The sequence below is a fragment of the Agrobacterium sp. 5Ca50 genome (assembly GCF_055381905.1).
The window spans coordinates 111030-133459 of record NZ_AP026439.1 but is presented as its reverse complement, the minus strand read 5'-3'; the positions used below and the strand labels follow the sequence as shown (position 1 = coordinate 133459).

Annotated in this window: 19 protein-coding genes; 11 read left to right on the top strand and 8 right to left on the bottom strand. The window is 55.6% G+C overall.

The genetic code is table 11. The features are described from left to right. Positions 1–183 precede the first annotated feature (183 nt). A complete protein-coding gene (locus ACZ5FM_RS18310; RefSeq protein WP_464040849.1) occupies positions 184–2448 on the top strand; it encodes a methyl-accepting chemotaxis protein in 2265 nt (754 codons plus the stop codon). 109 nt (positions 2449–2557) lie between these two features. On the opposite strand, the gene ACZ5FM_RS18305 is transcribed toward ACZ5FM_RS18310, so the two are convergent. Next, the gene (locus ACZ5FM_RS18305; protein WP_464040848.1) at positions 2558–3454 is read right to left on the bottom strand and encodes a DMT family transporter; all 897 of its coding nucleotides are present in this window, start codon (positions 3452–3454) and stop codon (positions 2558–2560) included. A gap of 371 nt (positions 3455–3825) precedes the next feature. On the opposite strand from ACZ5FM_RS18305, the gene ACZ5FM_RS18300 reads away from it, so the two are divergent. Genes ACZ5FM_RS18300 through ACZ5FM_RS18275 form a run of 6 tightly spaced genes read left to right on the top strand, consistent with a single transcriptional unit; the run spans position 3826 to position 10450 of the window. Further along, positions 3826–5499 (top strand): putative bifunctional diguanylate cyclase/phosphodiesterase, encoded by a 1674-nt coding sequence (locus tag ACZ5FM_RS18300; protein ID WP_464040847.1) that lies wholly within the window; start codon positions 3826–3828, stop codon positions 5497–5499. Between the two features lie 41 nt (positions 5500–5540). Further along, entirely contained in the window at positions 5541–6014 is a 474-nt protein-coding gene (locus tag ACZ5FM_RS18295; protein ID WP_250985097.1) for a hypothetical protein, read from the top strand. Beyond that, positions 6014–7186, top strand: a complete 1173-nt coding sequence (locus ACZ5FM_RS18290; RefSeq protein ID WP_464040846.1) for a methyltransferase domain-containing protein — start codon at positions 6014–6016, stop codon at positions 7184–7186. Before ACZ5FM_RS18295 ends, ACZ5FM_RS18290 begins: the two co-directional genes overlap by 1 nt. Beyond that, the gene (locus ACZ5FM_RS18285) at positions 7186–9540 is read left to right on the top strand and encodes a SpoIIE family protein phosphatase (protein WP_464040845.1); all 2355 of its coding nucleotides are present in this window, start codon (positions 7186–7188) and stop codon (positions 9538–9540) included. The genes ACZ5FM_RS18290 and ACZ5FM_RS18285 overlap by 1 nt, the downstream gene beginning before the upstream one ends. A 3-nt stretch (positions 9541–9543) precedes the next feature. Continuing rightward, positions 9544–10104, top strand: coding sequence for a slr1658 superfamily regulator (locus tag ACZ5FM_RS18280; protein WP_464040844.1), 561 nt, complete (start codon positions 9544–9546; stop codon positions 10102–10104). A gap of 7 nt (positions 10105–10111) precedes the next feature. Beyond that, positions 10112–10450 (top strand): slr1659 superfamily regulator, encoded by a 339-nt coding sequence (locus ACZ5FM_RS18275; RefSeq protein ID WP_250985093.1) that lies wholly within the window; start codon positions 10112–10114, stop codon positions 10448–10450. A gap of 8 nt (positions 10451–10458) precedes the next feature. On the opposite strand, the gene ACZ5FM_RS18270 is transcribed toward ACZ5FM_RS18275, so the two are convergent. The 3 genes from ACZ5FM_RS18270 to ACZ5FM_RS18260 are packed head-to-tail and all read right to left on the bottom strand — an operon-like array spanning position 10459 to position 13512. Continuing rightward, positions 10459–11442: an ABC transporter substrate-binding protein gene (locus ACZ5FM_RS18270; RefSeq protein WP_464040843.1), complete on the bottom strand. Its 984-nt coding sequence runs from the start codon at positions 11440–11442 to the stop codon at positions 10459–10461. Beyond that, on the bottom strand, positions 11435–12805 hold the full coding sequence (locus ACZ5FM_RS18265) for a sensor histidine kinase (protein ID WP_464040842.1): 1371 nt from the start codon (positions 12803–12805) through the stop codon (positions 11435–11437). The genes ACZ5FM_RS18270 and ACZ5FM_RS18265 overlap by 8 nt, the downstream gene beginning before the upstream one ends. 26 nt (positions 12806–12831) lie before the next feature. Continuing rightward, entirely contained in the window at positions 12832–13512 is a 681-nt protein-coding gene (locus ACZ5FM_RS18260) for a response regulator transcription factor (RefSeq protein ID WP_464040841.1), read from the bottom strand. A gap of 97 nt (positions 13513–13609) precedes the next feature. On the opposite strand from ACZ5FM_RS18260, the gene phnD reads away from it, so the two are divergent. From phnD to ACZ5FM_RS18240, 4 genes are read left to right on the top strand one after another with little or no spacing between them, the layout of a single operon-like run. Further along, the gene (phnD, locus tag ACZ5FM_RS18255; protein WP_259147323.1) at positions 13610–14572 is read left to right on the top strand and encodes a phosphate/phosphite/phosphonate ABC transporter substrate-binding protein; all 963 of its coding nucleotides are present in this window, start codon (positions 13610–13612) and stop codon (positions 14570–14572) included. A 39-nt stretch (positions 14573–14611) separates the two neighbouring features. Beyond that, positions 14612–16450, top strand: a complete 1839-nt coding sequence (locus ACZ5FM_RS18250) for an ABC transporter permease (RefSeq protein ID WP_275642082.1) — start codon at positions 14612–14614, stop codon at positions 16448–16450. Continuing rightward, positions 16450–17550 (top strand): ABC transporter ATP-binding protein, encoded by a 1101-nt coding sequence (locus ACZ5FM_RS18245; RefSeq protein WP_464040840.1) that lies wholly within the window; start codon positions 16450–16452, stop codon positions 17548–17550. Before ACZ5FM_RS18250 ends, ACZ5FM_RS18245 begins: the two co-directional genes overlap by 1 nt. Positions 17551–17585: 35 nt before the next feature. Continuing rightward, complete coding sequence (locus ACZ5FM_RS18240) at positions 17586–18725, top strand: ABC transporter substrate-binding protein (RefSeq protein WP_464040839.1); 1140 nt, start codon at positions 17586–17588, stop codon at positions 18723–18725. Positions 18726–18795: 70 nt separating this feature from the next. On the opposite strand, the gene ACZ5FM_RS18235 is transcribed toward ACZ5FM_RS18240, so the two are convergent. Genes ACZ5FM_RS18235 through ACZ5FM_RS18220 form a run of 4 tightly spaced genes read right to left on the bottom strand, consistent with a single transcriptional unit; the run spans position 18796 to position 22426 of the window. After that, on the bottom strand, positions 18796–19518 hold the full coding sequence (locus ACZ5FM_RS18235) for a copper homeostasis protein CutC (RefSeq protein ID WP_464040838.1): 723 nt from the start codon (positions 19516–19518) through the stop codon (positions 18796–18798). Beyond that, positions 19515–20516 carry an ABC transporter ATP-binding protein gene (locus ACZ5FM_RS18230; protein WP_250985084.1) on the bottom strand — a complete coding sequence of 334 codons (1002 nt, stop codon included), beginning with the start codon at positions 20514–20516 and terminating at the stop codon, positions 19515–19517. Before ACZ5FM_RS18230 ends, ACZ5FM_RS18235 begins: the two co-directional genes overlap by 4 nt. A 15-nt stretch (positions 20517–20531) precedes the next feature. Continuing rightward, the gene (locus tag ACZ5FM_RS18225) at positions 20532–21590 is read right to left on the bottom strand and encodes a Gfo/Idh/MocA family protein (RefSeq protein WP_275642086.1); all 1059 of its coding nucleotides are present in this window, start codon (positions 21588–21590) and stop codon (positions 20532–20534) included. Next, entirely contained in the window at positions 21587–22426 is an 840-nt protein-coding gene (locus ACZ5FM_RS18220; protein ID WP_250985082.1) for a carbohydrate ABC transporter permease, read from the bottom strand. The genes ACZ5FM_RS18225 and ACZ5FM_RS18220 overlap by 4 nt, the downstream gene beginning before the upstream one ends. Between the last annotated feature and the right edge of the window lie 4 nt (positions 22427–22430).

The window sequence follows — 22430 nt, the reverse complement described above, 5'->3', positions numbered from 1 at the left end:
CGAAAGTGCAGGCAGACGCGGCTGAAATCGAAACTTAGCTGACGAAGCAAAACACCCCCACACCTCCCCGAAATGCCAAGCGGCATCGAAAATAAATAGTAATAAATCATCACGATTTTTATTAAAAATTGAAGCTTTAGGCACATAGTCCCGAGGAGAGATATTTCGCGGAGGGGGACCGAAATGAATGCGAAAGCCGTAACAAAACCACTTTGGATCAAAATCACGGGCTACGGCTTTGCCGCTGTGCTTTTTGCCAGTGCTGCCATCGGTGGACTGGCCTGGTATCGTCAGGCGGATATGAATGACAAGGCGCTTGATAGCAAGGCAGCAAGTGATCTTCAGGTTATCCAGACCGATATGGCAGCCATTCAACGCTCTGCTTCGGCGATGGCTTTGGCCTTTGCGGGTGAACCTGATATTGCAGGCCTGGTTCACGCAAATGACCGCCAGCAACTTCTGGACAAATTTTCCAAGAACATCAAAGAAATCGCACAGGTCGGCGGGTTGCAGAACTTTACCGTTGCCGACGCCAAGGGTAACGTCATTGCGCGCGCCCATGCGCCTGAAAAATTCGGTGACAACTATCTGAACCGCCGCAAGACGGTCGCCTCGACAATCTCGACCGGCAAGGTTTCCGCCGGTATCGAGCCCGGTCGTACCGGCATTGGCATTTATGCCGTCGCACCTGTTCTTGTCGACGGCAAGGTTGTCGGTGTCGTTGATATCGGAACCGAACTTTCCAACGCCTATTTCACACCGCTTGCCCAAAGACTTGGCGCAGAGATCGCCGTCAACGTCATGTCCGAAGGCAAGCTGGTCAACCAGTCATCGACCGAAGACGGTAAGACGCTTCTGCCTATGGAAACGGTGCAGGCTGCATTTGATGGTAAAGCCATCTTCGAACCGTTGGTGCTCGACGGTCGCGACATACTGGTCAAGGCAGTACCTTTCAATTCCTTCTCTGGGGAAAAGATCGGCGTCTTTGAAATTGGCACCGATGCAACGGATATGCTGGCGCAGGCCCGCACCGCATTGTGGACCATGATCGGCGTGACCATTGTGACGTCGCTGCTTGCACTTGCGGCGTTCTTTATGTTTGCAAAATCACTTGGTGATGCAATCGGTCGCCTGACTGGGACTATGTCACGTCTTGCGGCTGGCGATCTCTCGGTTACCATCGAAGGCGAAGGCCGCTCTGACGAGACCGGTGCCATGGCGCGCGCCGTTCAGGTCTTCAAGGACAATGCCCTCAAGACACAGGAACTTGAACGTCAGGCCGACGAGCAGCGCAATCTGACCGAAGAGCAGCGCCGCAAAAATACCGAGGAAGAGCGTCAACGCGCCGAGGCCATGGCTGAAGCGACCAACGGCCTTGCTGCCGGTCTTAAACATCTGTCATCCGGCGACCTGACCTATCAACTTGATCGTCCGTTTGCGGCAGACTTCGAAAACCTGCGTGCAGACTTCAACGCAACGGCCGAACAGCTGCGCAACACGCTTCAATCTGTTGCGCACTCGACCAGCTCTATCGATAGCGGCTCGCGCGAAATCAGCCAGAGTGCCGACGACCTGTCGAAGCGGACTGAACAGCAGGCGGCATCACTGGAAGAGACCGCAGCGGCGCTCGACCAAATCACGGTCAATGTCACCAACTCTTCCAAACGCGCCGAAGAGGCTCGTACGGTCGCGATCCAGGCAAACGAGAGCGCACGCCTTTCCGGGGCCGTTGTTGCCAACGCCGTACAGGCGATGGGACGGATCGAGGAGTCCTCCGGCCAGATTTCCAGTATCATCGGTGTGATCGATGAAATTGCCTTCCAGACCAACCTTCTCGCCCTGAATGCCGGCGTTGAAGCCGCCAGAGCAGGCGAGGCTGGCAAGGGCTTTGCGGTCGTTGCACAGGAAGTGCGGGAGCTGGCCCAGCGCTCAGCGCAGGCTGCCAAGGAAATCAAAGAACTGATCAGCAAGTCGTCTGTCGAAGTTGGCAGCGGTGTCAAACTGGTCAGCGAAACCGGAGAAGCTCTTCGTACCATTGAATCCTACATCGTCACCATCAATCAGCATATGGATTCGATTGCGACATCGTCGCGCGAACAGTCTGTTGGATTGGCGGAAGTCAACACGGCCGTCAACCAAATGGACCAGGTAACGCAGCAGAACGCGGCGATGGTGGAAGAAGCCAATGCCGCCGGTGCTACGCTTGCCACCGAAGCCGGTCGTCTGCGCGAATTGATCAGCCAGTTCCAGCTTGGACATGGTGGCGTTGGCGGCACGAGCAACCAAACTGCAGCCCTGCGCAAGACGGCAGGCCTGATGGCTGCCTCGCCGCGTTCAACCCCTTCCCCGTCACCTGCACGTGGTATGGTTGGCAAAATCGCTCAGGCCTTTAGTGGTCGTTCTGGTGCGGCAACGGCGGCAGCGACCGACAGTTGGGAAGAGTTCTGATCTGAAGGTTTAAAACGTTGAACAAGCAAAGGCGGGAATGGAGATCATTCCCGCCTTATTCATATCCGGACACCACGGGTATGCTGATCGCGAGATACGGGCTCCGCAATTAGACAGCAGCGCGACCTTCTGCCAGACGAATGGACCGCCGCTCCCATGCGACAAGAACAAGGCTTGAGGCAACGATTACAAAGGCACCGACAAAAACATTGGTCGCGAGGATTTCGGCCCAGATCAGATAGCCGTACACGAAAGCCCAGATGAGACCGGTATACTCCACCGGCGCCAAGGCAGACGCCGGCGCATGGCGGAACCCTTCGTAAAGCAGGTATTGACCTATTGTCGCGACAAGACCCAGACCGATCATCAAGGACCAACCGAGCATGTCAGGCGTTTTCCAGATCCACGGAAATGTCACGGCGCAAGCAAGACCGAACAGCAGGCTCGTCGCCCACATCTGGGTGAGCGTCGTTTCCGTCTTGCTGACAAGGCGAATGAGAATGGTGCTGCAAGCCCAGAAAAAACCGGCAAGGATACACATCAGCGCCGGAATGACGTGGGGTGAATGGGTCGGATTTGCCGCGATCACCATGCCGGCAAACCCGCCAAAACAGGCAATCCAGCGACCAATGCCTACCTTTTCCTTCAAGATCGGGATCGACAGGAACACAACCATGATTGGCGCGGAAAAATAGAGCGTCGTCAGCTCCGCCAGCCCCATGACCTTGGCGGAATTATAAAAAAGCAACCAGGCAAACAACATCAAAGCCGCGCGAAGCACCAGCGTCCCACGATATTTACTCTTGAATATCGACGGGTGGCGAAATTGCGCTGCAAGCGTGCCGGTGATCAATACGATGACCAGACTTCGCATGAACAGGATTTGCGGCACTTCATAGGTATCCACCAGCCATTTAACCAGCGCGTCCTGTAAGGCAAAACAGGCGTAGCCGCCAGATGCAAGGGCAATTCCAAGAAGAGTTCTGCTGTCGGGAGCTGCGGTCATTATCTCAATGCTTTTACGATCGTGACGCTATCCGCCCGATATTGTGGTACAAGGCGTTAGAGTGTGGCGCGCTCTGTTGCAACTGCAAAAGCAACTTGCAGGATCCGGTGAGATTTAATTGTGCAAACAACCTTTGTCGTCCTGCGCCTGACACGTCGATTGACGAGACCAAGAATTGCGGCGTTCTAATTTCAAATCGCAAGCACTATCAGATGGATATGCAGACACTTTGGCCGAATGGCTTGGAAAAGCAAATCTCTGATGCGACCAACTTTATTGATCGACTTTTAAGTAGTCGACGCTAATATGCCTTAATATTGAGCCAAGAAAAGAGCTTCTAGCAGCCTGTGATGAGGGAGAATCTCTCAGAGATGAGCAAAGCGCAATCGAGTTGGCAACGGTCTTCCGGCGGCACCAGTGATTGTGCTGACAAGTTGACGATCTTCGATCGTCAGTTCAAACTCGTTGATGTCGCGGCAACTGTGCAGACCTCCGTTTCGCGTGAAAGCGATTTATCCCTTTGGGAGATCTATCCAGAGTTGGACAGGGCGAGCGTCTTGAGCCACTTTGGTGCGACACCGGATCAACCACTGCGTCTCAGCCGTGACCTCGGTGCTGGCGCATTTCGCGAACTTGCAATCCACGCGATCGGTGATTTTTACGGCGTCGTCCAGACCCATCGAACGGCAGATGAAACTGAACGCGTGGCCCTGCTCTATCAGGCAACCCATGACCCGCTGACCGGACTGCCGAACCGGCGCCAGTTCGCGCGAGATTTATCGGCGGCACTCACCGCCATTTCGTCTGATGGCAACAGTGTTTCACTGATGCAGCTTGACCTTGATGACTTTAAACCTGTCAACGACACGCTGGGGCATCCCGCTGGCGACAAGCTGCTGCAACTGGCTGCTGACAGGATCAAGGAATGTCTTGTCGGCAAGGAGTCCGCCTACCGTTTGGCAGGGGATGAGTTTGCCGTCATCACCTCCGGTCAGGACCAGCGCCAACGTACCAGTGAATTGGGGGATGCCCTGGTTCACGCCTTCAAGCGATCCTTCACAATCGATGGAATTTCGGTATTCGTAGGCCTCAGCGTTGGCATTTCGATTGCGCCGGGTGATGGCAGCGATCCCGAGACACTGATGAAGGCCTCCGATATCGCGCTTTATGCGGCCAAAAAGGAAGGTCGCGGCCGCGCCAGCGCCTTTGATGTCGCGATGCTGCAAATCATCGAACAGCGCGAACTGCTGCGGAGAAGCCTACGCATAGCCTTGGAAAAAGACCAGTTTTCCATTGAGTACCAGCCGATTGCCGAAGGCAACAGGATATTCGGCTTTGAAGCTTTGCTGCGGTGGCAACACCCGCTGTTAGGCGAGATTCCGCCTGCCGTCTTCATTCCGATGGCAGAAACAGACGGCCTGATGAGTGAGATAGGACAATGGGTTCTGGAGAATGCTTGCCGCGAAGCCTTGAACTGGCCTGCCGACTACATCGTTGCCGTGAACCTTTCGCCAGCCGAGTTTCTGGTCAGCGGGTTGACCGACCGGATTTCACAGATACTCGATACCGTGGGCCTTGCTTCCGACCGTCTTGAACTGGAGATTACCGAGGGTGTGCTGCTGGAACGCACCGTCAACAATCTCGACACACTCAATACTCTGAGTGTGCTCGGCATCCGAATTGCGTTGGACGATTTCGGAACGCAGTACTCGTCGTTGAGTTACTTGAAGAACTTTCCCTTCGATACGCTGAAAATCGACAAGTATTTTGTGTCCGACCTGGAAACAAATGCCAAAAGCCAAGCCATTGTTCGATCTGTGATAGTGCTCGCTCACGATCTGGGCATGGAGGTTGCGGCGGAAGGCGTTGAAACCACCGAACAGGTTACCTGGCTGCGTGGTCTTGGATGTGACCGTCTGCAGGGTTATGCCATCAGCAAACCGATGCCACCATCGGCGATAAATAGTTTTATGGCCGGTTCAGTGTCACTGCCGGAGACAGTCCCCCGACGATCGATTACTCCTGACAAATATACCCGTCTGTAAGCAATATCTCGACATCTTACCTGAAGTGTTTGGAGGTGATCATGACCGGACCATATGCCAGTCCCAACCCGGAAACGTTTCAGGACATGGCAGCATTGGCGCTAGACGTCAGCCTTTTCACGTCGGAGTTTCGCCTATGTGACACAATCTCCGAATATCTCGCCGACATTGTTGCCCAGTCGCACGAGGACCCGTCCCGCTACGCCAACTTCAGTTCGTTGCTTATCAACGAGATTGTGGAACTGGCTTTTCGTTCTGCAAAACCTGTCGGTAATATTGATTTTAATCTTCTGAGGGGTGACGCATGTGTCCGCGTCTGCGTCGGCTTTACCCCCGACAGGACGGACCTGCTGCGCTGGCAAAACCTTGATCGATCGGCACGGAGAGAGGAATATCATCCCGACCACGATCTGCTGGTTCTTGCTGAGGCCATAAAGGTCAATGTCCAAGCTGAGACTGACGCCGACGATCGCGTAATCCTGACTGCAGATTTTATGCTGCAGGAGGGCGCATAATGAGCCAGTTCTCGCCATCATTTTCCGCTGAATTCGACGATATCAACCAGGAAATCGTGCTGAGCGGCAGGATACGTCCTTCATCACCCAGTGAGATGGCTGGTGTTCTTGATGTGATCAGGCGCAGTCTCAATAGCAACGGCAATGTCATCTATCTCAACATAAAACGGGTCACACATCTGAACATGACCGCGTTTCGTTGTCTTGAGCAGGTACTAACAGAGGCCTGCAAGACAAATACCCAGCGCAACATCATCGTTGTTGCATCGAGTGTCATTGCGTGGTCCGCACCTCTTTTCCAAACGCTTGCCTCCCGCCAAAATAACCTGTCGGTCGAGATTTACGATTCAGCCTTTTATCCCGGGCAAACCTTCGTCGAGGACGAGAGCTTCATTCCTATTCTCCGAACACAGACCAAAATGACCTGGCGACACGAACGCGAAATTCTGCCGCGGCATGGGATGCGAAATGGGCTGAGCATCGCCGACATATGCTGCGGTATCGGTGACTTCGCGACCTTGATCAAACGTCAATTCGAACCGGCACGTCTGGTTGCGCTGGATCACTCGAAAAGAAGCCTCGACTACGCCAGGCGTGTCGCCGCAGAATTCGGTCTGACCTCAATTGAATACACCTATGGAGATGCCGCACAGATGTTGTTGGCCGACAATCAGTTTGATTTTGTCACCTGCCGCCACTCTCTGCAGATCTTTGACCGGCCGGACATCCTTCTGCGCGAGTTGTTTCGGATTTGCAAACCGGGTGGCCGAGTTTACATCACCAACGAAAAAAACTCCCATTGCCTCGGTGAACCCCATTCGGAATCGATCCGCTGGACCTATGAGCAGGTGGCGAAACTGTTCAGCCATTTCGACATGGATGTGGAAATGGGACCAAAAAGCCGCCGTCTTCTCAACGATGCCGGTTTTGACGACATCAAGGTGGAATCCTTCATGGTAACAAACCTCGATGGGGACCCAAGAGATTTCGCCGATGTGATTGAAGCGTGGGAAGATGTTTATGCCGGACAGATGGCCGTGCGTCGCGGTGATCCTCCCGACTTCATCCGCCGGTTCCGGCAAGGGTTCAAGGATCATGTGCTCGCCGCCCTACACCCCAAGGGATATGCGGGATGGCCAATCTGGGCTGCATCCGGACGGAAACCATACTGATGCCCAAAACCTTGACCACAATCCGCCCTTGGGGCTCATTTCGGGCCAAGTTCATTATTGTCGTCGGCAGCGCTGTTCTCATTGACTTGCTGATCAGTGGTGGGTTGGCTTTATGGAATGTGCAGCGCCTGTCGCGTGACGCAACCGAAGAGGTCGGCCATGGTCTTGAGCAGGCGAGCCAGGACTATATCCGTACCTATGCCAATTCTACAGCGGCCCAGGTCTCGCTGCTTCTCGGTCAGGTCAACAATGACGTCAGCGTCCTTGCCGGCGTGTTGCAGGAACAAATCGACAATCCACAACGGCAGAAAAATATCGGCTCTGCAATTTCCGGAACCTCGCCGGCCAGCGTTCAGCTTACCTTCGACCCCGCTGGTCAGTGGGCACAGAATGCGCCGGGTGCACCATCTGTCGTCAGCGCCTGGGGTTACCTGCTGAATGAAGACCGTTCACCGCGAGCTGATGTACAGGACGAAATTCAGACAAGCGCCGTTCTTGATCTCGTGGCACCCAGTCTTCTGAAAAACGGCTCTTCCAAACTACAGATGTATTTTATCGGCCCAAAGGAACGGCCGATCTTCAGGACCGCACCCTATACCGATCAGGCGCAGACTTTTGACCGGCTTTATCCCGGGCACAACACCGCCAATTTCTGGGACTTCTTTTTCCCCGGCCTCTATGAGTCCTGGCAGGGTTGGGACGCGGAGTTGAGGGCACATACCGGTCCCGATGACATCACCCGAACAGCCCCGTATACCGATGCTATAACTGGCAAACAGATTGTCAGCTTTTTTCATCCGCTATGGAGCACTGACAGGAAAAACGTTGCCGGAACGGCTGGTGCCGACATCACCCTCGATCAGCTTGCCGAGATCGTCGAAAATGTGAAAGTTGCCGAAACCGGCTTCGGATTTTTGTCGATGTCCGATGGCAACGTCATCGCCATCAGCAAGGACGGTGAACAGACGATTGGCCTCCGTTCGGCCAGCGACACCAAGGGAACCGGTGTGACCGGTCTCGAACGCTCACTGAAAGGCAGCTCGCAACCTGCCATAACGGAATTGGCCAACAATCCCGGTGAGGACATAAGGCACCTTACACTGGAGCAGGACGGCGAGCCGGTGCCCTATATGGTGATCATGAAAAACCTACCACCCAGCAACCTCTGGGAGCCGGGCCATGTCCGCAAAGATGCTATGTCGCTTGGCATCGTTGTACCTGAGCGGGAAATATATGCTTCGCTTTTTGCGGCTCAATCGAAGATTTCCGACGCGACCAACCGCATCATCATCTATCAGATCCTCGCGATCCTCCTGTCGTTGATCATTGTGACATTGGCCGTGCTGGCAGTGTCGAAACGCATTACCGGCGGCGTCAGTGCGCTTGCCAGTGCCGCACGCCGAATCCAGACGCAGGATTATTCGGTGCGTGTGCCGGTCACCAGCCGCGACGAGGTGGGGCAGGCCAGTGAAGCGTTCAATCGAATGGCGCAGCAGATCAGTTATCACACCGAAAATCTCGAACAGCTGGTTGAGGAGCGAACCGCCGAAATCGAAGAGGCAAAAGAAGAGATTTCGGTGCTCAACGCCCAGCTAGAAAAAGAAAATCGGCGCTTAGGCACGGAACTCGCAGTTGCCGAAAGAATCCAGATGATGGTTCTGCCGCTTGCCTCCGAACTCGCCTCATCCAAGGATCTGGAGATCGCTGCCTTTATGAGCGCCGCTGACGAGGTGGGCGGTGACTACTATGACGTTCTGGAAGCGAATGGGCGGTTCAAGATTGGTATCGGTGATGTCACCGGGCACGGCCTTGAAAGCGGTGTCCTGATGCTGATGGTGCAATCTGTTGCCAGAGCGCTGCATGAAGCAGGCACGACCGATCCGGTGAAGTTTTTGGTTGATCTGAACAGCGCACTGTTCAAGAATATCATCAGAACCCGGATCGACAAACATCTGACGCTGGCCTTCCTTGACTATGACGGGCACGATATGCTGATTTCCGGACAGCATGAGGAGGTCATTGTCGTGCGTGCCAATGGTGCGCTGGAACGAATTGAAACCATGGATCTCGGCCTTCCAATTGGGTTGGAGTCCGACATTTCGCCTTTTGTTGGAACGCGCAAGATCAGTCTGGCAAAAGACGATATCATCGTTCTGCACACGGACGGTGTGACCGAAGCGGAAAACGTTAGCGGAGAGCTTTTCGGCATAGACCGTCTTTGCGACGAAGCGGTGAAATTACACCGGCAAAGTGCTGACCGTATCGCCGCCGGCATCATCGCCAAGCTTATGGACTACATCGGTCCACACAAGGTTCACGACGACATCACCCTTCTCGTATTGCGGCACAGGTAAGCTATGTCCAGAAGCGTCCTTGGGGTTTACAATCTTACTGAAGCAAGCTTCTCACAAGGGGCCCGCCTGACGCTGGTTGACGGTCCGCTTGAACTTGGTTGGCGGCACTCGGGGCTCACATCCGATTTTATCGCCGAGGCGATGGCACTGCCTTTTTTCGGCTCGCGAGCGCTGCACACGAATATTCGTCACAACATTGGATATCTGAGCAACGAACTGATCGAAAACGCAGTAAAATTTAGGCAGCCCGGCAAGATCGTCATCGAAGCCTGTGTTGTCGACGACACGTTTCTGATGCGGGTTCGCAATAAGATCAATGCCGAAACATCAGGTAAATTTCAGGAAATACTGATAAACATGTTATCAGTTGACCCGGGCGAACTGCTTATCCGGCAAATTGAAGCCAATGCCGTATCCGACACCGGAGGTTCGGGATTGGGCTTGCTAACGCTTTTGGCCGATTATGATGCGCGCATGTCATGGGAGTTTGAGACTTCCAATGACGATCGCGTTAGACTGACAACAACAGCTTCGCTTGCGTTGCCACTGACCTCCAACAGGTGAATAGCAGATGGAAATCAGAGACGAGAATTTTCGGATATGGACCGAAAACGATTGCGTTTATTTTGATGGAGTTTTGCGGCTGGCTGGACCGGATGCCTATGCGCCGATCTACTCTCTTGCCCTGACTGCGCTTCACGAAAATCGTGATCGGGTGATCTTTGATCTGACCGGCCTGGAGTTCCTGAACTCATCCGGAATAAACCTTCTGGCCAAACTGACAATCGAAGCACGCAAACAATCAGAGACGCAGTTTTTGATCAAGGGCACTTCGCAATATCCCTGGCAATCGAAATCCCTGCCAAACCTCAAAAAGCTTTACCCACAGCTTGATTTGCAGCTGGCCTGAAAAAGCAGTCAATTCACAACCATCTGAAACCAGATGTCGAGAAACTTGCTGCGTTTGATCGTATCGCGAAACACCAGAAGTTCAGGCCCAAGCTCGATCCCCTGCAGACTGTCGAACGACGTAAAATCGATGGGATAGCTGAAACCGGCTTCGGCAAGAGCGGGCTTCGCGTCAACCGAGTGAAGCACTTGCAGGGCAGCGCGTGCATCGCGAAGGTTTGTTGCACCCTTTGGCATTAGCACAGTCCACGGCACCGCAAGCACGTAATCTTGCGGTACGGCAACCGTCACACCCGCTGGCAAGGCACCATTGGCTGATAGGGTAGACAGCGGCACATTGTACAAAACATCAATCTCACCGGCCCGCAACGCCTCCAGCAAATCGTCTGTCGTGTCGTAAATTCGCGCTTTGGCAACGCCGAAAGAGCGCATCAATCGCCAATAGAGCGAAGTGCGTATGGAGTCCTGCGAAGCCAGCAGGTAGCTTACATCATCTATCCCGATATTGACGATGCCGACACGGCGTGAGAACTGCTCGCTGTTCTGTTCAAGGGCACGTACCAGCTCGATACGGGTGCGCGGCAGTCGATCCGCAAAGGCGTCCTGCCTCAACACCATCACGGCGGGGTCTGACCAGAAACCAAAAACTTCATGACGCCATTGTTCTTCGGCAGCGATGACAGCCGCGCCGTTATCGGCTGCGTAACCCTCATTGGCGACGGAGACGGCAATATCCGGCGAAGAGAACAGAGCAATGTCAAATGGCGGGTTGGCACGTTTTGCTTCGGCAGCGATCTGCGCAGAGGAAAGCCTGACGTAAGACAGCTGCGTTCCCGGCAAGCGGCTCTCGATCACTGCAATCAAAGGCGCAATCCGTTCTTCAGACACGACACCGGTAATGCGGACCGCTCTGTCCTGTGCCTGCACGGTCATTGGCACAAGACTGCCAATCAACAACAGGCAAAACAGCGCGCTACGAACAACGTTAGACATCTTTGTCCTGCCCTCCAGCAATCATTGGCAGCACGACCTCGACGACAAGACCACCACCGACACGGTCCGCAACGGAAATACGTCCGCCGAAGGCCACGACCACATCCTTTGCAATGGCAAGGCCAAGGCCTGATCCTGGCCGTCGCGCACCACCGCGAACAAACCGCTGGAAAATCTTGCCCTTTTCCGCATCCGGTATACCCGGCCCACGGTCCATGACCTTTAAGGTCGCCGAACCATCCACCGCCTCCAATTGCACCGTCGTTGGACCAGCCGCGTGAATGAAGGCGTTTTCGATCACGTTCCGAACCATCTCACGCAACACGACCGGTTCTGCCTCCACCGGGACCGGAGCATCATGCGTCGTGAGCGTGAGGCAGAGCATCTGGCTGGTATAGGCGCTCTCTGCCCGCAACATTTGCAAAGCATTCCTGATGGCGTCGCCGAAATCGACGATCTCGCGTTCCTGCGTTTCCAATCGGTGCAGTGTTGTTGCTTCGGAAAGCAACATGTTCGCCAGCAGCCCAGCTTCACGCGCATTGTGATGGATACGCGACAGACGGCGACGCGTTTGCGGGTCTTCCGCTTCTTCAAGCCCTACCTCGGCCTGCGCCTGAATGGCGGCCAGTGGCGTTCGCAACTGATGCGCAGCATCCGCAGTGACGCGTTTTACTCCATCCAGAACCGAGCCCAAGCGGTCCATAAACTCATTCAATGCAGACACCAGCGCGGACACTTCCACCGGAACTTCCCGGTCAATCCGGCTCAGATCGGACGGACGCCGTGCCCGCAGATTACTTTCGATAAGACGAAGCGGCGAAAAAGCCGACCGGACCGAAACGAGGATCAGACCACCGGCCAACAGCGCAATGGTGACAGCTGGCAACATGCCGTTGAAGGTCAATTGCCCGGCCAGTTCCCGTCGCGCCTCGCGGGTTTCAGCCACCATCACGCCGATCCAGCCGCCCGTTCCCGTCACCGTGTCGGCGCGGTAACGTTGCACAGAAGCGATACGCACTGCATCGCCGCGATAGACCGCATCATGCAGGTGCAGGGTCTCTTCATTGGCAAGTGGTATGTCGAGGCCGAGAATAGGGGAGCCGGTCACCAGACTGCCGTCGGGCGCTGTGACCCGATAGAACACCCGATTGAGACGCGAGGTCCCGAGGATAGCAAAGGCGGAATAGGGAATATCGACCGTAACGGCGCCTTCCTCGATACCAACAGTATCGGCAATGGCAAGTGCGGAGGCCGTCAACACACGGTCAAACGCCTCGTCTGCTGCACGCCGCGCATAGGTGCGGACCGTCAGGGCAAGCACACTGCCAATCACCACGAACAGACAGACAGTTGTGATAAGCAAGCGGCGCTCGATCGACAATCGCGCCATCAGCTTATCGCATCGGTCTTGCTGCGCAGCATGTAACCCGCGCCACGATGGGTGACGATCTCGACATCAACGGCTTCAAGCTTTTTACGCACACGCGACACCAGCAGCTCCACGGCATTGGGTGTGCCAACGTCATCATGCCCGAACAGTTTCAGATAAAGCTTGTCCTTGCTGACCGTATTGCCAGCTTGCGTGGCGAGCACTTCCAGAAATTCGAATTCGCGACGCCCGAGTTCCAGCGGGCTTCCATCCACGCTGGCGGCCCGCGAATTCAGATCAATCTCCAGCCCGCCAATGCGAATGATCGATTTAGCAAGCCCCTTGTGACGGCGCGTGACCGCCCTCAACCGCGCCTCAAGCTCACCGAGGTCAAACGGTTTGACAATGTAGTCATCGGCGCCAAGATCAAGCAGGCTGATCTTGTCATCCAGCTGGTTTCTGGCCGTAATCACGAGCACCGGAGTCGGTGAATTCCGGTCGCGCATATGCGCCATCACCTCAAAACCGCTCCGCCCCGGCAGGTTGATATCAAGCACCACGACATCAAATTCGCCATGGATCGCCAACTCCTCGCCAGATATACCGTCTTGCGCCCACGTTACATGGTGTCCAGCCCGCATCAGCTTGGATTCAATCGCTTCGGCAATGTCGACGGAATCTTCTATGAGAAGGATGCGCATGAGGTTGACAGGACTCTGACAGGAAATTCGGTATAGCTGTCATCCTATAGCAAGGGTTTTGTCGACGCGAGACGGTAAAATCCTTCGGGAGGAGAAAATGAATTACCACGGCGCCCTTGCGGCATGCTGCATGCTGATTGCTTTCATGTTGACCGATAGTGCGGTTGCAAGCGCAGCCCCGTGCGATCAGCGCGCAGCGCTTGATCAGGCCTATTGCGACGCCGATGGCGACCTCGTTGCCGACCTGCCGACCGACCCGTCGAAATTGCGCAATCCCGATACACTCGTCTGGGCCTTCGCACCGATCGAGGATCCCGCCGTTTATGCGCGGTTGTTCCGCCCGTTCACAAAACACCTTTCCACCTGTCTTGACCGGCAAATCGTCTATTACCCTGTGCAATCCGTCTCGGCGGAAATTGCCGCGATGCGTTCTGGACGCCTGCATTTTGCTGGCTTTTCTACTGGCCCAACGGTCGAGGCGGTCAATATGGCCGGCGCTGTGCCTTTTGCCGCCAAAGGGCAAAATGGCGAGGTGCGCGGTTATCACCTCGTCGCAATTGTGCGCGCAGATTCCCCTTACCAAAATCTGGCAGATTTGAAGGGCAAACGTGTCGCCCATGTCGCTGTCGCTTCCAATTCCGGCAATCTCGCACCCCGCGCGTTATTTCCCGCCGAAGGTCTCGTGCCGGATACCGACTATCGCCCAATCATGTCCGGCGCTCATGACAAATCGGTAATGGGCGTGCTGTCAGGCGATTACGATATGGCAGCGGTCGCCTCCGACGTCCTGCAGCGCCTGGTGGAACGCGGGGCAATTGATACGGCGGCCATTCGGGTCATCTATCAAAGTCCGCTGTTTCCAACCGCCGCCTTTACCCATGCTCATGATCTTGATCCCGTGCTCGCGGATAAGCTGAAAGCATGTTTCTTTTCATTCCGTTTTCCACCGGAAATGACTGCCGCCTTCAACGGTGACGAGCAGTTCTTGCCAGTTCGATATGACGAGGCTTGGCGAGCCGTCCGTGCGGTGACCGACGCGGTGGGCACCTTGCCGGACTGACGTCGGAACAACACCGTTCAAACCCCAGAAAGTGATCCCATGACCCTGCAAACAACTTTGCCGGAGGACCCTTTGCGCCCTCAACCGGCCTGGAAAAGGCTTTTTTATCTGTTGCGCGTCAACAGCGCAGACCCGACGCTTTTGCTGGCGCTTTTGCTGCTGGTCGTCTTCGGTTATCTTATCCTCGCCCCGGTCCTGCTACTGTTGGTCGATGCGGTGACGGTGCATTTCGCCGATCTCGCACGCACCCGGCAAGAACTGGGCGATTTGACGCTCTACTACCTGAACCGCGTGCTTCTTTCGCCAATTTCGCGGGATCTCTTCTGGTGGCCACTTGCCCACACCGCCATCATTTCGGCTGCAGCCATCATCATCGCATTTCTGGTGGGTGCCCCGATTGGCTGGCTGCTGAGCCGAACGGATTTGATGTGCAAGAAGTGGTTCTCCACCGCGTTGCTCGTGCCTTACATGTTGCCTTCCTGGACATTCGCACTTGCCTGGCTGACGCTTTTCAAGAACCGCACGACCGGTGGTCAACCCGGATGGATGGAGACACTTGGATTCACACCGCCGGATTGGCTTGCCTATGGTGCGCTGCCAATTTCACTCATTCTGGCGCTCCATTACGCACCCTTCGTCATTCTGCTGTTTGGCAATGCGCTCAAGCAGTTTGATACACAGCTGGAAGATTCCGCGCGCAGCCTCGGTGCGAGCCCTACCGTTGTCGCACGCCGCATTATCCTACCGCTGATGATGCCATCGCTGGTCTCGGCAACAACTTTGATTTTCGCAAAATGTCTCGGTGATTTCGGCGTTGCCTATGTGCTCGGTGTCCCAGTTGGTTTCGATGTGCTCGCAACCTCGCTGTTTCGCGCCATCTCCACCAGCCAGGCCGGTGCATCTGCCGTGCTTGCCGGCATGATCGTACTTTTAGGAGCTATTTCCATCGTCATCGACATGCGGCTTTTGAAAGAAGCCAAACGTTTCGTGACCATTGGCTCGAAAGGCTCGATGGTCCGTCAGACGCCGCTGGGCAAATGGCAAATTCCGGCACTCACCTGGGCATTCACGGTATTCGCCATCAGCGCAGCCATTCCGCTTATCGCGCTGACGCTGACGACTGTCATGCGCGTGCCGGGTTCGTTCAGCCTTGATAACTTCACGCTCGATTACTGGATTGGCACCAATCTCGGCACGACTGCGCTGCATCAGGGTATATTGCTGACCGGTGAATTCTGGCTGGCGCTGTGGAACACGGTGTGGATGGTCGGCCTTGCCGCCACTGGCGCGGGCCTGCTTGGCTTGCTGGTCGGTTACGCCGTGGTTCGCTCACCGGTGCCCTTCGTGTCAGTGGCGCTACGGCAGATTACCTTCCTGCCTTATCTGGTGCCCGGCATCGCGTTCGCGGCGGCTTATCTCTCGATGTTTGCCGTTGCCCGTCCACCACTGCCGGCACTTTACGGCACACCGATCATCCTTGTTCTCGCCATTCTCGCAGACCAAATGCCATTCGCGTCGCGCGCCGGCATCTCGTCAATGATGCAGCTTGGCAAGGAACCCGAGGAAGCCGGGCAGATTGTCGGTGCTGGCTGGTTCCGCCGCATGCGCTCTATCGTACTACCAATCCAGCGCGGCGCATTGGTGTCGGCAATCCTTCTGCCTTTTATATCCGGCATTAAGGGCCTCAGTCTTGTCGTGGTGCTTGCCGTTCCAGGCACAGACCTGCTCACGACCTACGCAATCCGCCTCGTCGACTACGGCTACAGCCAGGCTGCCAATGCAGTGGTTGTGATGCTCTGCATCGTCGCATTCACCGGCACGATGCTCGTCCAGAAAATCGGCAAGGCCAATCTCTCAGACGGCATGGGAAGCAAATAATGTCCAGCATTACCCTAGAAAACATTCGCAAAAGCTACGGTCGCAGCGGGCCTGCCGCGATCGGCAATCTCAACATGGAAATCGGTGCATCCGAGTTCCTTTGCCTGCTCGGCCCGTCCGGTTGCGGAAAAACCACGACACTGCGCATGATCGCAGGCCTTGAACATCCCACCGACGGTCGCATTCTCGTTGATGGCAAGCCTATCGTCTCCGTTGGTGACGGCGTTTTCACCGTGCCGGAAAAGCGCAATATGGGACTGGTCTTCCAGAACTACGCGCTGTGGCCGCACATGACAATCCGCGACAACGTCGCCTTCGGCCTGACATTAAGGTCGATACCGACCGCCGAACGCAACGCCATCGTTGATCAGGTCATGACGAAACTGGGCATCGCACGATATGCGGATCGGTACCCGGCACAGCTTTCGGGCGGTCAGCAACAACGTGTTGCCCTGGCCCGCATGCTGGCGTTGAAACCTTCGATCATTCTGCTCGACGAGCCGCTGTCAAACCTTGATGCCAAGCTGCGTCTGGAAATGCGTGCGGAGCTCAAGCGAATTCACGCGGAGGCCGGTTCGACCATCGTGTTTGTTACCCATGACCAGTGGGAAGCAATGACACTCGCCACCACCATCGCTGTCATGAGTGAGGGAGAGTTGCAGCAGATCGGCACGCCTGACGATATCTATGAGCGTCCTGCCAACCGCTTTGTCGCCGAATTCGTCGGCAGCCTTCCCATCAACATCATTGAGCGAGCCGAGGGTCAGACCGGCCCGCTGCATGTCTGGCTGAACGGCGTTCTCTCGCATTTCGGCATCGACAGTGTGGCCGTCGCTTCGGCCGGTATCAGACCGGAAGCCACACGTGTGGGCGTCCTGTCTGCTGAAGAGGCCAGCCGCTGCGCGGCCGGACAAGGCACCATCGTTGACGTCGTTCCAACCGGCGGCAGCTGGATCGTCGAACTCGACGTCCAAGGAGCCAGCTTCTTCGCCATAGCAACCGAAAACCCGCATATCGCCGCAGGCGAGCGCATCCATTTCTGGGTCGAACGACAACACCTGCATCTGTTCGACCAGGAGAAGAAACGTATCGCCCGCTAACGGGGATGCGAAATCAAAGGCAGTGGAGGAAAACTATGCCTAAAACATCAATCTACATGCTGGCTGGCATTTCCGTTCTGGCAATGGGCCTTTCAAGCGCCCAAGCACAGGACGTTAAGGAAATCGGCATTCCCGACAGCGAATATTCGCTGGAAGCGCTGATTGAGGCCGCCAAAAAAGAAGAGCCGATCACCGTCATTGACGCCACCGGCAAGATTGTCTCGATGGCCGAGAATTTTTCGAAGACATACGGTCTGAAGGCAACCGGCGTCAAGATGAGCGGACAGGAACAGGAGCAGGTTATCGCTCGCGAAGCCGCTGCTGGCAACGTCCGCACTGACGTCTTCAACATGAGCAACCTGCCATCAGTGGCAAGCCAAATCCTGCCGCAGGGTTTCGGTGTTTCCTGGTTGGCACCGGATCTTAAGGATAAGATCCCGGCTGAATATCAGAGCCCGGCAATCACCAGCAACAACCCTTGGGTCTTTGCCTATAACACCGACGTCAACGGTGAGACCTGCCCTGTTAACAATCTGTGGGCCCTGACTACAGAGGAATGGAAGGGCCGCGTCGCCATTCCGGATCCATTGCTTCGCAATGAAACGATGTTCTGGTTCAACCAGCTGGCCACCCATGGCGACGACGCGATGCGCGAAGCCTACAAGGCGCAGTTTGGTGAAGACCTGAAGACCGATGAGGCAAGCGCAACGGCCGAGTGGGTCAAACGCCTTGCCCAGAACAAACCGAAGGTCACCAAGACCGATACGGATGTTGGCCCGATCGTTGGTGCCAAGGAAGAAAAGCCACCGGTTGGTTTCCTCAGCGCCGCCATCTTCCGTGATGCGAAGAAAGACGGTTATGGCATGGGCATCTGCAAGGAGATGAAGCCTTGGATCGGCCAGCTTACGCCGCGCGTTGCTGTCATCGCCGCGGGAACCAAAAGCCCGAACACTGCCAAGCTTTTCGCGCGGTTCATGATGACTGAAGAAGGCATGGCGCCGCAGCTCGGTGACGGAAAGATCTCCACCAACACCGAGGCCAAGATGCCTGAAAGCGAAGTCTCCGGCATCGCGAACTTCGTTGACCTACTCTACGTCAACCACTCTGAGACCACCCCGGACGACTTTGCCAAGCTGCAGGATTGGCAGGACTTCTGGCTGAGCAATTCCCGATAACAACACAGTGCCCCACGCCATGGCTGGCGTGGGGCACTGCCTTTACGTTTGGCGAAACGAATAGGCCGCTTTAACGGGTAAGTCTTTGCTTTAACGCGTGAACAACCGTCGCGTCAGTGCGCTTTATCGTAGAAGCGGAAAAACCGAATGCGACCACCGCGGGATCGGTAATGTCGACTCTGGTCGAGCAGGATGAGTGCAGCTCTGTGACCTCAACTGTTTCCAGTATCGCGTCAACAGTGCCAAGATTGACGCCACCACCGGGCATAATACGGATACGCCGGTCGGCAATTTCCACCAGTTTTCGCAGCTCGCTCAGCCCCTTTGGAACAGACGTTGCTCGACCCGACGTCAAAATACGTTCGAAACCGCACGCAATCGCAACCTCAAGCGCTTCCTCCAGATCGGGAACCAGATCGAAAGCACGGTGGAGGGTTCGCGGCATGCCCGGAACTGCTTCCGACAGTTTTTTCATCGCTTCAGTGTCCAGCCTGCCATCGGCCAAATTTACGCCGAAAACAACACCGGCAAGACCGCAGGATGCGGCAAAACGAATGTCATCTTCCATGACAGTCAATTCGTCAGGGCTATAGACGAAGTTTCCGGCCCGTGGACGGATCATCGCATAGCACGGTACCGGAGTGCGTGCCGCAAAGGTCATCAATCCGGCAGAAGGTGTCATGCCGCCCAGGTCGAGCGCACTGCATAACTCGATACGACCCGCTCCACCCTCAATCGCCGCCTGAAGGCCTGCGATGTCATCGACACAGACTTCCAGCAGAATGTCTGTCATCTGATGGCATTGCCGTCTTCGCCAAAACGATGCGTCGCACCGCCGTTGGGAGAGGCATAAACCACATCGTCAGGCTCGTAGGCATGTTCTCCAAACAGGCGCACAGTCAACAGACCGATGGTCTCGCTTTCGAGATAAACGATCGTGTCGGCACCAAGGTGTTCGACATGCACGACCTTGCCGGACCACGTGCCGCTTTCACGTGAAAGGGTCATATGTTCCGGTCTGATGCCGAGGGTTTTATAACCACTCTCGCCCAACCGGGCAGCGTCGATGAAATTCATCTGTGGCGACCCGATAAAACCAGCAACAAACAGGTTGGCCGGACGATTGAAAAGCTCCATCGGCGATCCGATCTGTTCGATGCGACCGGCATTCAACACCACGATCTTGTCAGCGAGCGTCATAGCCTCAACCTGATCATGGGTCACATAGATCATCGTTGCCTTGAGACGGCGGTGCAGTCGGGCAATTTCCAAACGGGTCTGCACGCGCAGTGCCGCATCGAGGTTGGAAAGCGGTTCGTCGAACAGAAACAATGTCGGTTCACGCACAATGGCGCGACCAATGGCAACACGTTGTCGCTGGCCACCGGACAGTTCAGCCGGTCGTCGGGCCAAGTAGGGTTCCAGCGACAGAAGCGATGACGCCATAGCGACACGAGATTCAATTTCGGCCTTCGGCGTTCCTGCCTGCTTGAGACCAAGCCCCATATTGTCCTTGACCGTCAGATGCGGATAAAGCGCGTAGGACTGGAAAACCATGGCGATGCCGCGTTTGGCCGGCGGCACGTTGGACACTTCGCGACCATCAATGACGATTTCGCCGGCGGTGATATCTTCCAGGCCCGCAATCGTCCGCAACAGAGTGGACTTGCCACAGCCCGAAGGCCCGACAAAAATTACAAATTCCCCGTCGTCGACCTCGAGGTTGATGCCTTTCAGCACATCCACCGTGCCAAAGGACTTCGCAACAGATTTGAGTGTCAGTTTACCCAAAACAATTCTCCAGATTCAAAGGTCGACCATTCGGCCGGTTCGCACACTTTCGTCTGCGGCAAGGCATATGCGAAGCGACTGCACAGCGTCGGTCATATGGCGGTCCAGATCAATGTCCTCGCGGATGGCCTTCAACACATAGGCCTGTTCCAGATCGCACAGCTCCTGGTGCCCAGGTTCACCCTCCATCTGCAGGAACTGGTCCGGAGTGACAAATGTGCCGTCGGGTTTGGTGTCGGCCTTGTGCAGGCGAATGGTCGACGTCTTTGTGTGGGTATCAATGTCGTCGGACTTTGCATTCGGATCCATCACGATGGACACGCAGCCATTTGGCGACATTACATCCTTCACGAAAAACGCCGTCTCCGAGATCATCGGTCCCCAGCCCGCCTCGTACCAGCCGATCGAACCATCCTCAAACATCACCTGAAGGTGGCCGTAATTATACATGTCCGGCGCGATCTCATTGGAAAGTCGCAAGCCCATACCTCGAACCGACACCGGCTTCGCATCGGTGATCTGGCACATCACATCGACATAGTGCACGCCACAATCGACGATTGGCGGTGTGGTCTGCATCAGCGCCTTGTGTGTTGCCCAGGTATGACCTGATGACTGCTGGTTGAGGTTCATGCGGAACACATATGGACCGCCAAGATCGCGAGCGAGCGAGATCAATTTCACCCAGGATGGATGGTGACGCAGAATATACCCTACCACCAGCTTACGGCCGTTGGCACGGGCGCAAGCGACGACGCGCTCAGCATCTGCCACGGTGGTTGCCAGGGGCTTTTCCACGAAGACATGCGAGCCCGCTTCCATTGCCTGAATGGCAAATTTGGCATGGCTATCCGAATAGGTGTTGATCGAACACAGGTCCGGCTTCAGTTCGCTGAGCGCCTCATCAAATGATGGCAATATTTCACGTCCCGCAAGGGCTGCAGGCAGCTCAGGCGTTGAGCGATTGACGAGGCCGACAATCTCAAAACCCGGATTGGCCGCATAAGCCAGGGCATGGCTCAACCCCATATTGCCGAGACCGGCCACGAGAACCCTAAGTGGCTGCGCGCTCATTTCACTGCTCCTGCCGTAATGCCGCGAATAAGCTGCCGCGAGAAGATGGTATAAAGGACAAGTACCGGAGCAATGGCCAACGAAAGCGCTGCCAGCACTGCATTCCAGTTGGTCACGAATTGCCCGATGAAGATTTGCGCACCGAGTGTGATCGTTTTGGTGGCTTCGCTGGGCGCCAGGATCAGCGGGAACCAGAGGTCATTCCAGATTGGGATCATGGTAAAGACGGCAACGGTTGCCATGGCTGGACGGATCAGCGGCAGGACAAGCCGGAAGAATATCCGGTATTCGGAAAGCCCATCGATACGCCCGGCATTTTTCAGATCGTCAGAGACCGTGCGCATGAACTCTGACAAAATGAAGATTGCCAGCGGCAGGCCTTGCGCCGTGTAAACGAGAACGAGCGCCGTTTTGGTGTTGACCAGTCCGGTGGCGACCATGCCCTGCAAGATACCGATCGTGCCAAGCCGGATCGGGATCATGATACCGAGCGCCATATAGAGACCCAGCAGGGTATTGCCGCGGAAACGATATTCCGACAGGGCAAAAGCAGCCATCGCACCAAACAACAGGACCAAAGCAATCGCCCCGACTGTGACGACGAGAGAGTTCTGCATGTACTGGACGAAATCGCCCTGCCCCAATACCGTTGTATAACCCACCAGGTCAAACGTCGCAGGTGTCGGTGGTTGCATCGGATCCCGGAAAATCGCATTTCGCGATTTCATAGAGTTCATGATTGTCAGCACCACCGGAAACAGAGAAATCGCGGTGTAGGCCAGCAGGATTGCGTGGGCGGAGGCCGTGCGGGCAAAGGAAGATCGTGCTTTCGACATTCTT